Source organism: Flavobacterium fryxellicola (genome assembly GCF_900143245.1).
In the GTDB taxonomy this organism is placed as follows: Bacteria; Bacteroidota; Bacteroidia; order Flavobacteriales; family Flavobacteriaceae; genus Flavobacterium; species Flavobacterium fryxellicola.
In genome coordinates, this window is record NZ_FRDK01000005.1 from 157,276 (window position 1) to 170,415 (window position 13,140).

General features: G+C 34.7%; 8 protein-coding genes. 3 read left to right on the top strand and 5 right to left on the bottom strand.

The annotated features are described in order from the left end of the window. Nucleotides 1–98 precede the first annotated feature (98 nt). Nucleotides 99–6,584, top strand: a complete 6,486-nt coding sequence (locus tag BUA03_RS09700) for an alpha-2-macroglobulin family protein (protein WP_066081086.1) — start codon at nt 99–101, stop codon at nt 6,582–6,584. A 75-nt stretch (nt 6,585–6,659) separates the two neighbouring features. On the opposite strand, the gene obgE is transcribed toward BUA03_RS09700, so the two are convergent. From obgE to hpt, 4 genes are all read right to left on the bottom strand, one after another. After that, nucleotides 6,660–7,661: a GTPase ObgE gene (obgE, locus tag BUA03_RS09705; RefSeq protein ID WP_066081089.1), complete on the bottom strand. Its 1,002-nt coding sequence runs from the start codon at nt 7,659–7,661 to the stop codon at nt 6,660–6,662. A 72-nt stretch (nt 7,662–7,733) separates the two neighbouring features. Next, nucleotides 7,734–9,008, bottom strand: a complete 1,275-nt coding sequence (locus tag BUA03_RS09710; RefSeq protein WP_072675733.1) for a hemolysin family protein — start codon at nt 9,006–9,008, stop codon at nt 7,734–7,736. Nucleotides 9,009–9,223: 215 nt separating this feature from the next. Then, nucleotides 9,224–9,796 carry an adenylate kinase gene (locus BUA03_RS16915; RefSeq protein ID WP_066081098.1) on the bottom strand — a complete coding sequence of 191 codons (573 nt, stop codon included), beginning with the start codon at nt 9,794–9,796 and terminating at the stop codon, nt 9,224–9,226. A 15-nt stretch (nt 9,797–9,811) separates the two neighbouring features. Then, entirely contained in the window at nt 9,812–10,342 is a 531-nt protein-coding gene (hpt, locus tag BUA03_RS16920) for a hypoxanthine phosphoribosyltransferase (RefSeq protein ID WP_066081101.1), read from the bottom strand. A 215-nt stretch (nt 10,343–10,557) separates the two neighbouring features. On the opposite strand from hpt, the gene BUA03_RS09720 reads away from it, so the two are divergent. Continuing rightward, nucleotides 10,558–11,709: a 5-(carboxyamino)imidazole ribonucleotide synthase gene (locus BUA03_RS09720; protein ID WP_066081104.1), complete on the top strand. Its 1,152-nt coding sequence runs from the start codon at nt 10,558–10,560 to the stop codon at nt 11,707–11,709. 105 nt (nt 11,710–11,814) lie between these two features. Next, nucleotides 11,815–12,300, top strand: a complete 486-nt coding sequence (purE, locus tag BUA03_RS09725) for a 5-(carboxyamino)imidazole ribonucleotide mutase (RefSeq protein WP_066081106.1) — start codon at nt 11,815–11,817, stop codon at nt 12,298–12,300. A 50-nt stretch (nt 12,301–12,350) separates the two neighbouring features. On the opposite strand, the gene BUA03_RS09730 is transcribed toward purE, so the two are convergent. Continuing rightward, nucleotides 12,351–13,022 carry a hypothetical protein gene (locus BUA03_RS09730; RefSeq protein ID WP_066081110.1) on the bottom strand — a complete coding sequence of 224 codons (672 nt, stop codon included), beginning with the start codon at nt 13,020–13,022 and terminating at the stop codon, nt 12,351–12,353. Nucleotides 13,023–13,140: the final 118 nt, after the last annotated feature.

Sequence of the window (13,140 nt, forward strand, 5' to 3'; positions counted from 1 at the left end):
TTGTTTTTAAGTAAATATTAGTAATTTGGTAGGAAATATTTTCAGTTCTTATCTCTATATGATCTTAGACTATTTGGTAATAATTTTAAATAGAACCTATGAAACGTATTTTCTTGCTCTTTATCTTCCTTTCTGCCATTGCTTTTGGACAAAATTATGACAAAAACTGGCAGAAAGTTATTGAAAATGAAAATCTCGGAAAAATTAAAACAGCAAATGCTTTTGTAGAAAAAATTTATAAAAAAGCAGCGGCTGAACATGATGAAGCGCAAATCATCAAGTGCTTTTTCTATACTTCTAAATTTTTACAAGTAGTTGATGAAAATGCGCAAACAAAAATCATTAATAATTTAAAATCAGAAATCACTCGTGCATCTGCACCAGGAAAGGCAATTTTGAATTTGGTTTACGCCAAATGCTTGATTGATTATCAAAAACAAAACTCCTATTTACTTTACAATAGAACAAATAGTGTAAGTTTGGACGATCAATTTTTAACTTGGACAACAAAAGACTTTTTGGAACAAATCAATCGTGCTTTAGAAAAAACATTAGAAAATGACGCAATATTAAAGCAAACCTCCTTAAGTAACTACCAGCTAATTTTTAATTATCTTGATGAAGAAAAAATAAAAAAAGAAAACCTATTTAACTATTTACTGAAAGAAAACATTACGCTATATACGTCACAGATTAGGCAATGGGAAATCCAAAAAAAGGAATTCTTGCCTTATCAACAAGAACTCTTGGGGAATTCGGCATCTTTTTTAAAACTAAATTTTGATTTTGTCAAAAATATAATAGTAAAAAAAATCCTTGAATTGTATCAAATACAAGAGACAAACTCTTCTGATTTCGAAAACCAACTCGATAGAATTCAATTTTGCAATAGCGTTTTGGTAGACTCTGATGATATCGTTATGAAATCATTAATTGCGATTCAAAAAGTATCCAAAGATCCACTTCTGACTCAAAAAATTCAGTTAGAAAAAGCCATTATTCTGAACAGACACGCTTCAAAAGAAACACACTCCGACTATAACATTCAAGCTATTGCAACACTTGACAGTATTATAAAAATCAATAATCGTTCAAACGCTCACAAACATGCTTTACAAAAAATACAAAACATTCAAGCTAAATCATTGAATATTCAACTTCAAAAATTTTCGTATACCAATGAAAATACTAGAGCATTTATTAGATATAAAAATCTAAATGAACTTTCCATTTCTTTCTTTCAAATCGATCAAAATACGACAAAAAATTTCCGAAATTCTCCCCATAACAAAGACAGTTTAGTTGCTGCAATAATTAAAAACAAAAAAGCACTTACCACTAAAAACTATATACTTGAAGAAAAGAATAATTATTTTGAATACAGCACTGAAGTACTTTTACCTCCATTAAAAACGGGCAGTTATTTAGTGTATTTTGAAAGCACTTCAGATATCAAGAATACTAAAGCATTTGCTTACGAAACCATTACAATTTCAAATATCACAGTATTAACCTCGGAAAACAATAAGAAAGAGAATTATCTGGTGTTAGACAGAAAAACGGGAAAACCTATAGAAAATGTTTCGATAGCACTCTTGAATCAAACAAGTATAACCGACAAAAATGGTACGGCAACGCATGTAAAAGAAAATAACAACCGTAATTATAGCCTTGTCGAATATACAACAGATACCGATTCGTTACTCCTTAATAATCGGTACTCGAATTACCATAATGATTACGCTACTTTAGAAAACCAGAAAGCAAAAGGCAAAGTCGAATTTTATTTGGACCGCGCTATTTACCGTCCTGGACAAACGGTGTTTTACAAAGGAATTGCGGTACAAAAAATCAAAAATAAAACAAGTGTTCTTCCAAAAACCACCTTTAAAATTATCGTAAAAGATGCAAATTATACAATTTTCAAAGAATTGCAAGTAACAAGCAATGAATTTGGTTCTTTTTCAGGATCCTTTATTCTGCCATCATCAGGATTAACAGGTACTTTTAGAATAGAAGCCGACGAGCCCCACTACAATGAAAAGGATGTGATTTACAATTCTATTAAAAAGGAACATTCGTTCTGGGACGAAAATGATTTTGAAGATTCTTCGCTATCATTTCAAGTGGAAGAGTACAAAAAACCAAAATTTGAAGTGACTTTCGAACCTTTTAAAAATGCCTATCAAGTCAATCAAAAAGTAAGCGTAAATGGATTGGCCAAAGCTTTTGCCGGAAGCAGCATTTCGGATGCAAAAGTAAGTTATAAGGTCACATTAATCCCTTACACCTTAAGCAACGGGTACTACTACCAACAAAATGGTAAATCAGAAAATATTTTAGTTGGCGAGACTACAACGGATGCTTCTGGAAAATTCGATATAAATTTTATCGCTACACCATTTGAAAACACCTCTAAAGAACAGTTACCCATTTTTGAATATTATATCTCAGCAACCGTTACTGATAGTAATGGCGAAACGCATCAAAACCGCACGAATATCCGGATTGGGTATCATTCTTTGACACTCACTGCAACAATTCCAAACCGAATTGAAACCAAAAACGAAAATGAAATCGCACTTAAAAGCACTAATCTCAACGGAGAATTTTTAGCTGTAAAAGGCGAGATTAACCTTTATTATGTGAGTCCTTTTTCGGATAAATTTAAATCCCGAGTTTTTCCACAACCAGAAATCGAATCGATTTCAAAAGAAGATTTTGAGCGATTATTTCCATACGAACAAAATGAAAAAGCAACTGTTGAAAAACCAAGTCCAACTTTAGTCTTTTCTAAAAAGATTGACACTGAAAAAGATAAAAAACTAGCGTTGGATTTCATTTCCAAGTATAAATCAGGCAATTATAAAGTTATTTTTTCTGCCAAAGATGCTTTTGAAAATCCAATAGAAACCAGCACTAATTTCCAATTGATACAGAGCAAGGACAAAATCGATTCCAGTAAATTATTTGTTGCGAAACAAATCAATGCTGATGCTAAAAAAGATGGTTTTGTTGTAGTAAAATTAACGTCGGTTATTCCTGAACTTTATATCAATACAACCGCAAATTATCAAAGTTTCCTCTATTTCGAAAATACTTATCATCTGCAAAACAATGAAGTCATTATCAAAGTTCCGCTAAAAAAAGAGTTTGAAAAAAGAATGAACATTGGTTTTGAAAGTGTGTTTGAAAATCAAACTTTTTATGACGAAATAAAAGTAATTCTCAATGAGGAGCAATCCAAATTGGAATTCACAGTTGAAAGTTTCAGAAACAAATTACAACCCGGAAGTAGCGAAAATTGGTCGTTTCAATTAAAAACATTTAATACTTCAAAAGAAGCTGAAGTTTTGGCCTCAATGTATGACAGTTCTTTAGATCAGTTTGCTAAAAGGGATTGGAATGATTTGACTTTTAGAGATGGCAACTATAACGCTCTATCCTTCAAAACAAGCTTAGGATTTGAAAAGATTTACAGTTCGATTCGTAATTTAAATCTCTTGTTTAAAAGCATTGAGTTAAACGATAAAAACACCGAATTACTGTGGTTTGGCTTTAATATCAACGATTCTTTCACCCAGCAGCAACAAAAAGCGTATCGAAAAGAACTAAATAGTAAAAGCAGAAAACCGCTAACTGCCAAAATGATTTCTGGAATTGTTACTGATGGTCAAGAACCGCTGCCAGGCGTCAGTATCGTCATTAATGGACTTCAACGAAGCACACAAACTGATTTTGATGGTTATTACCAAATAGAAGCCGCTATAGGAGAAGAGTTAACCATAAACTATATTGGTTTTGAACAAAAAACAATCAAAATTGATTCTAATACCGTAGACATTATCTTGACAGAAGCGCAAAACAGTCTTCAAGAAGTTGTAGTGATGGGGTATGGGAGTGTAAAAAATAAGTCATTATCAAGTTCTGTACAAGTCGTTGAAGAAGCTGATAATGCTATCTACAATACAGCAGGAATAGCTATAAAACTAGAAGGAAAAGCCAGTGGAGTAACACTTAGAGGTATCGGCAGCATTTCAGATAAGTACAAAAATGCCTTATATATCGTTGATGGCGAACCAGTAACAGAAGAAAAATTAAAATTAATTGCAGCATCAGATATTATTGCTGTGGATGTTTTAAAAAGCGATAAAGCAACCGCACTTTACGGCAGCAAAGGAGCAAATGGCGCCATTATAATCACCACCAAAAAAGCACTTGAAGCGGTAACGCAAGTCAAAGCAAGAACCAACTTGGCTGAAACAGCTTTCTTTTATCCTGATTTAAAAACAGATTCAAACGGAAAAATAAGTTTCAATTTCACAACGCCTGAAGCATTAACAGCTTGGAAATTGCGTTTAATGGCACACAACAAGCAAGCAGTTTCCGGTTATTTAGAGAAAACGGTTGTAACACAAAAAGAACTTATGATTACGCCAAATTTCCCTCGCTTTTTTAGAGAAAAAGACCGCATTACCATTACCGCAAAAATTGCAAACATCACGAAGGATCCTAAAGTAGGAATAGCGCTTTTTCAGCTTTTTGACGCTACAACCATGCAACCTATTGATCCTAAAATGATGCATACAAAAACAACTCAAAATTTTATACTTCCTGCTTTTGGTAACACTACTGTCAGTTGGGAAATCTATATTCCCGAAGGCTTGCAAGGAGTGCAGTATAAAATTTTGGCGAAAGCCGGAAACTTCTCTGACGGGGAAGAAAGCCTACTTCCAGTTCTTAGCAACAGCATGCTCGTTACAGAGAGTATTCCGGTTTGGGTGCGCGAAAATTCGAAGAAAGAATACTCCTTTGAAAATCTAAAAAATAATACGTCGAGCACGTTACGCCATCATCAATTTACGTTTGAATACACTTCAAATCCGTCATGGATCGCCATTCAATCCTTGCCCTATTTAATGGAATACGAACATGAATGTGCTGAGCAAACTTTTGCACGCTTTTATGCAAATGCTTTAGCTACCGAAATAATAAATAGCAATCCTACAATTGCTGCTGTTTTTGATAGTTGGAAAAAAAATGGAGCATTACATGCTAAACTCGAAGAAAATGAAGCCTTAAAATCTATAATTTTATCCGAGACCCCTTGGCTTAATGATGCGAAAACCGAAGACGAAAAGAAACAGCAACTTGCCACCCTTTTTGATTTAGAAAAAATGAAAACTTCACAAGAGGCAACATTCAGCAAACTCAAACAAAAGCAAAAACCTTCAGGAGGATTTGCATGGTTTGACGGCAGCGATGAAAACGAATACATCACAAGGCATATTTTAGCAGGTTTAGGCCATCTTGCTGCGCTTAGTCAAGAAAAAAGTACCAATATAAAAATCGGCAGTATTACAAAAACAGGCGTACCATTTTTAGATCAAAAGTTTTTACAAAAACACTCAACTAGAATACAAAATTTAAAGGCTGAGGATCAATTCATTTGGCACAATCCGTATTCCGAACTGCATTATTTGTACAGCAGAAGTTTTTTCTTGAAGGAATATCCGCTTTCAGATACGTTACAAAAAGTAACAAAACAGTATCTCGAAATTGCTAAAAAAGATTGGATGACGTATTCTATTTATGAAAAAGGATTAGCCGCGCTAAGTCTAAGTCGCTTTGGCGAAAAGGAGACGGCTAAAAAAATTCTTGTTAGCCTTAAAGAAACTAGTTCAAATAATGAAGACTGGGGAATGTATTGGATAGCTAACAAATCTGGTTATTTCTGGTATCAGGCGCCTATAGAAACGCAAGCACTTCTGATTGAAGCTTTCACCGAAATAACAAACGACACCAAATCAGTAGATGCCATGAAGGTTTGGTTATTAAAAACCAAACAAACCAAAAATTGGCCGACAACCAAAGCTACAACTGAGGCAGTTTATGCTTTGTTAATGCAAGGATCGGATTGGTTGAGTGTAAAAAACAACACCAGTATCAAAATTGGTGATGAGAAAATCCTGACCAGAAAACTTGCTGACAGCGAAAAGGAAGCTGCAACAGGCTATATAAAACTCAACTGGAGCAGCAACGAAATTAAAAAAGAAATGGCAAACATTGTCATCGAGAACAAATCAAAAGTTCCGGGATATGGCGGTATTTACTGGCAATATTTTGAAGATTTAGATAAAATTAAAGACAACGCAGCACCTAGTTTGGCTGTTGCCAAAGAATTATATCTCAAGAAAGACACCGCTAAAGGAGAACAACTAGAGCGGATTACTGCCAAGAACACCTTAAAAATCGGTGATTTGGTCACGGTTCGTTTGATTCTTACTGCTAAAGAAAATATGGAATTTGTGCATTTAAAAGACATGCGAGCTTCGTGTTTTGAGCCTACAAATGTACTTTCGGAATACCAATACAAAGAGGGATTGGGCTTTTATCAAAGTACCAAAGATGCTGCAACACATTTCTTTTTTGACCAAATAAACAAGGGAACTTATGTATTAGAATACGACATTCGAGTGAACAACGAAGGCGATTTCTCTAATGGCATTTCCACTATTCAAAGCATGTACGCACCAGAGTTTTCAAGTCATACCAAAGGCATTCGAGTGCAAGTGTCGAAATAAAAAATAAAATATAGACCAAAAAAAAATCCGCTTCAAGCAACTTGAAACGGATTTACTATATAAAAAGAACTAAAATTAATCGTTCAACATTTTCCACAACTTGTCTTTCAACTCTGTTAGCCCTTGTTGTGCAACAGAGGATATAAACATGTATGGTACGTCCTTGAAAGCGACATCTAGTTCTATTTTTAATTCTGCTTTCAATTCATCATCCAGCATATCACATTTAGAAATTACCAACAAACGTTCTTTGTCTAGCATTTCAGGATTGTATTTGGTCAACTCATTCACTAGAATATCATATTCCCCTTTAATATCTGGCGTATCAACCGGAACTAAAAACAGCAATGTTGAATTACGCTCGATATGTCTTAAAAAATAATGTCCAAGCCCTTTTCCTTCTGCCGCTCCTTCAATAATTCCCGGAATATCGGCAATTACAAACGATTGAAAATCTCTGTATGCTACAATTCCAAGATTTGGTTTTAAAGTAGTAAACGGATAATCTGCAATTTTAGGCTTAGCCGAAGTCAACACTGACAACAAAGTTGATTTTCCTGCATTAGGAAAGCCTACCAAACCTACATCGGCTAGTACTTTCAACTCTAGAATAACGTCCATCTCTGCTCCTGGTAATCCAGGTTGGGAATACCGCGGTGTTTGATTTGTTGAACTTCTAAAATGCCAGTTCCCTAAACCACCTTTACCTCCTCTTGAAAGTACTTGTTTCTCACCATCTTCAGTAATTTCAAATAATATTTCTCCAGTTTCTTTGTCTTTTACCACAGTTCCCAAAGGGACTTCGATAAATTTATCATCACCGTCGGCACCTGTACTTCGATCACCACTACCATCTCCACCATTACCCGCTTTGATGTGTCTTGCAAATTTTAAGTGAAATAAAGTCCAAAGACCTTTGTTTCCAACCAAATACACATGGCCGCCGCGACCACCGTCGCCACCATCTGGACCCCCTTTTTCAATAAATTTTTCTCTGTGTAAGTGCGTAGATCCTTTTCCTCCCTTTCCGGAAGAAACATATATTTTAACGTAATCTACAAAATTCCCTTCTGTCATTTTTTCTACTATTCAATTTTCAACTACACCATTGAAATTCCATTTTGAAATTCCCCATGATGTTCACTATTTTTATACTTGTAATGCCTTTACCATTACTTTATCAATTTTCACACCATCCATATCGATGACTTCTAACTCAAATTTTTGCCAAATCAATTTTTCCCCTTGTTTGGGTATATGAGAGAGTTCTGTCATGATTAATCCGCTTACCGTTGTGACTTCATAATCATTGATTAATTCATCTAACTCAAAGTAAGTCAAGAAATCGTGTAATGAATAATGCCCGTCTACTAACCACGTTCCGTCTTCTCTTTCTACTAACTGAAAATCATCTTTATAAAAATCTGATGCATCACCTACCAACGCTTCTAGTATATCATTCAAAGTAATTACTCCTTGAAAAACGCCATATTCATCAGATACAAATGCGTAATGAATGCCCGATTTTTTAAATATTTCTAAAGCGATATATGCAGTCGTTTGCTCCATCATAAATGGAGCTTCGGTCATGATGTCAACCAAATTGAAATTTTCATTTTCAAAATGAGCAAAAATATTTTTTAGATTAACAACGCCAACAATATCATCATAATTTTCCCCATACACTGGATAAATCGAATGCAACTCCTTCAGCATAAATTCCCTAACTTGTTCTTTATTAGATTGCAAAGGCAAAAACATCACTGATTTCCTATGAGTCATCAAAGAGTTTATTTTGCGGTCTCCAATATGAAATACGCGCTCCACAATATCTTGTTCTATTTCTTGTACTTCGCCACCTTCAGTCCCTTCTTTGATAATTGCCTTTATTTCTTCCTCGGTCACTCGCCCATCTGCTGTGGGTTTTATTTGCAAAACGTTAAGTAAAAACTCCGTAGAATGTGTTAATAACCAAATAAAAGGTGCCGTAACGATCGAGACTATTTTCATAGGTAGCGCTACCGCTTTTGCTATCGCTTCTGGATGATTTAAACCAATTCTCTTTGGCAATAATTCCCCTAGAACTAAAGAGAAAAAGGTCAAAATAACAACAACCAAACCTACTGCAACAGGATGTGCATACGGTTTTAATATTTCAATTCCTTTGATGAATACCTCAACATCTTTCGTAATTTTATCGCCACTGTAAATACCCGTAAGAATCCCTATCAAAGTGATTCCTATTTGTACCGTGGACAAAAATTTATTGGGCGAATTTGCTAAGTCCAAAGCGATTCTAGCACTTTTATTCCCTTTTTTTGCTGCCGTTTCAAGCCTATTTTTTCGTGCTGAAATCAAAGCGATTTCCGACATGGAGAAAACCCCATTTAGTAATATTAGAAAAAATATTATTAGTATTTCCAATTTATTAGTTGATTCGTTTTTAATTAAAAATCTAATTTCTGAATTTTTCGTTCCTGAAATTGTCAATCCGGTTTTTAGCCCAGATCGAAGTAAAAAGCCCGGAGATAAAAAAACTATTTTTTCTTGTCAAAAAAGAGCGACCAAAGGAAGCTCCTTTTAGGACTTAGAAAAATGTTTTTTTATCGAGGACTTGCAACATAGAGCTGGAATAGCTCCTATAAATTATCAATAACCGCGCTTACTCGTTGCGTAATTTCGGCAATAGTACCGATACCATTCACTGCAAAAAACTTCCCCTGAGCTTGATAATAATCCATTAAAGGCGCTGTTTTTTCATTGTATTCCTGGTAGCGATTTCTGATTTTTTCTTCATCTTGATCGTCAATTCGACCACTTGTTTTTCCTCTTTCTAACAAGCGCTGTACTAAAAGCTCATCCTCTGCTTCTAGTGCTATTGTTGCAGCAACTTTGGAACCTATTGAAGTAAGAAAACCATCCAAAGCTACGGCTTGCGATAGTGTTCTAGGATACCCGTCAAACAATATTCCGTTAGCCTCTGGATGCTTATTTACTTCATCAATCAGCATTTTTGTAGTCAGTTCATCTGGTACTAAATCGCCAGCATCCATAAATACTCTTGCTTGTTTGCCAAGTTCGGTATCATTTTTTAAATTAAACCGAAATACATCACCGGTGGATATGTGCGTTAATTTGTATTTTTCCTTCAAAAACTCTGCTTGAGTTCCTTTACCTGCTCCTGGTTTTCCAAATAAAACAATGTTAGTCATGTTGTTGTTGTGTAGTTATTCTTTAAGTTTATATACTTCGGGTAAATTTCTTCCTAATCCATCGTAATCTAAGCCATAACCAACAATAAATTTATTAGGAATTCGGATTCCAATATAATCTATCTTGATGTCTTTAGTGTAGGCTTCTGGTTTAAAAAAAAGAGTTGCGATTTTAAAATGCTTTACATTTTGTTTCTTGAACAATTCTTTAAGTTCCACCAATGTGTTTCCAGTATCCACAATATCTTCGATAATGATTACGGAACGACCTGATAAATCCTGATTTAAACCAATCAATTGTTTCACTTCGTTTGTAGAAGAAGTTCCCTCGTACGATGCCATTTTTATAAAAGAAACTTCACATGGCTTTTTATATAATTTCATGAAATCAGAAACTACCATAAAAGCACCGTTCAATACGCCTATAAATACGGGTGTTTCATCAGCAAAATCGTCTTCTATTTGGGCGATCATTTTTGTTAAAGCAAATTCTATTTCCTTAGCAGAAATAAACGGAACAAATTGTTTATCGTGAAGTTGTATCATTTTTTGATGTTTAAAATAATGGGCAAAGATACAGAATTCGGAATTGTGAATTGATAAATGGTCATTAATTTGTATTTTTAAGTAAATTCCATAAAAAACAACTTAAAAATGTATCGAAAGTCATAAAAGTTACAGCATAAATTCCGAAGAAAATAAAATAGCATTTCCCAATTCAATCATTATAAAGTATCTTTGCTTAAACATACAACGACACCATGAATTATTTTTCTTCTGATTTTAAATTGGGGATTCTCGGCGGCGGACAATTAGGCAAAATGCTATTGTTTGACACTCGGAAATTTGACATCCAAACTTATGTGCTGGATCCTAGTGATGAAGCGCCTTGCAAAATTGCCTGCAATCAATTTTTTAAAGGCGACTTAATGGACTTTGAAACGGTTTATAATTTTGGAAAATTAGTCGATGTTTTAACTTTTGAAATTGAACTAGTCAATCTAGACGCCTTAGTAAAACTGGAAGAAGAAGGATTAAAAGTGTATCCTTCGCCAAAAACTTTAAAATTGATTCAGAACAAAGGAATTCAAAAAGATTTCTACCTTCACCACGCAATTCCAACCGCAAATTACCAACGCTTTGACGATTTAAAAAGCTTGGTAGTATCTATTTTGGATTCAAAAACAAAAGTTCCTTTCGTTTGGAAATGTACCGAATTTGGCTATGATGGAAATGGCGTAAAAGTCATTCGCCAAATCTCAGATTTAGACAATCTAGCCAATGTGGAATGCATTGCTGAAGAAATGATTCCTTTTAAAAACGAATTGGCAGTTATTGTTTGCCGCAATCCTTCGGGCGAAATAAAAACCTATCCCGTGGTAGAAATGGAATTTCATCCAGAAGCAAACCAAGTGGAATATGTGATTTGTCCTGCTCGAATTGCTGACACAGTAGCAGAAAAAGCAAGAACGATCGCACTTCATGTTTCTGAAAAATTCAATCATGTTGGTTTACTAGCTGTTGAAATGTTTCAGACCGAAAATGATGAAATTCTCGTGAACGAGGTAGCGCCTCGTCCTCACAATTCCGGCCATTATTCTATTGAAGCCAGCTACACCTCCCAATTCGAAAATCATTTACGCGCTATCCTAGATTTACCTTTAGGAAATACAGATAGCAAAGTGGCTGGGATTATGGTAAATCTAGTTGGTTCAGCAGGATTTTCTGGAGACGTGATTTATCAAAATATTGAAAAAATATTAGGTTGGAATGGTGTTACACCACACATTTACGGAAAGAAACAAACGCGTCCTTTTAGAAAAATGGGACATGTGACGATTGTAAATGAAGATATTAAAGAAGCAAGACGAATTGCTGAAAATGTAAAGAATACAATAAGAGTTATAAGTTAATTGAAAGATTGAAAAATTAAAAGACTGAAAAATTTAGAACGGCTACTATACGTAGGTTCACAAACAAATCTTTAATTGCTGAAATCTTTAAATCTTTAAATCATAATCATGAAAGTAGCCGTAATAATGGGAAGCATCTCAGACATGCCGATCATGCAAGAAGCAATCGACATTTTAAAAGCATTCGAAATAGAAATAGAAGTCGATATTGTCTCGGCACACCGAACTCCTGAAAAATTATTTGATTTCAGCAAAAATGCGCACACTCGCGGAATTGCGGTTGTTATTGCTGGTGCTGGTGGCGCGGCGCATTTGCCAGGAATGGTTGCCTCTATGTCTCCACTCCCGGTCATTGGCGTTCCTATCAAATCAAGCAATTCTATAGATGGTTGGGACAGTGTTTTATCAATTCTACAAATGCCTGGCGGCGTACCTGTCGCAACGGTTGCTTTGAATGGCGCCAAAAACGCAGGGATTTTAGCGGTTCAAATCTTAGGAAGCCATGATAAAAGTGTATTGAAAAAAATAATCAAGTATAAAACAGGATTAAAAGAAGCGGTTATTATCGCCTCTGAAAGTCTACAAAAATAAAAAAAGCTCCATCTGGAGCTTTTTTTATGACATACACGTGTTGAAATACTTTATTCAACGTCAAGTGCAATTTCTAGAATTCCTTCAAATTCTGATGCAATAATATCTTCTTTACTCAACCAATATTCAGAAGTTATGATCGTAAAATTACTATTATCTGTTGATCGTACTTCCCATAAAATAGCTTCCGCTTCTGGAAATGGAAGGTTTTCGGTCATTGGCAGGTCGAACAATCTTTTAATAAGATTACTACCTGACAAACCGTTGTTTAACAACTTCAAAATGCTTTCTTTAGTCAATTCAATTTCGCTTTCCTCTTCTAAAGGCTCAAAACTACATTCGATAATCGTCGCTTTGGCATTCGGGAATGTACCATTATACGCTTTAAAAAGCAACTGATTAATATGGAACAAGGTTGCATGCAGTCCAATTTCCGGATATTCTTCACATACCTTATCTAATAACATATCATTCGAAACCTGTTGAATCTGACCTTCATTTAAATTTTCAGACAGCTTATATTCCAATGCAATTACGGCAGCATCTTTAGGTTCAAAATCAGAAATAGCCATGAATAACAACTCCTTCAAAGTGGCAGGATCCGCATCACCAGCATCCGGATAATCGAATTTCTCCAGCAACTTTATATAATCTTCACTTGTCCAATACCCTTCAATTTCATCAACAGTATAGGCTTTCTTTATTGTAATTTGATAGTTCATCTTTTCTTTAAAATTTATTGTTTTTTAGATTCGTTTCGTTAAAAACCAATCTTTTTTTACAATTTAAGACTTTATTACTCAAGAACGAAATAAATAACATTTAAATAACACAATCTAC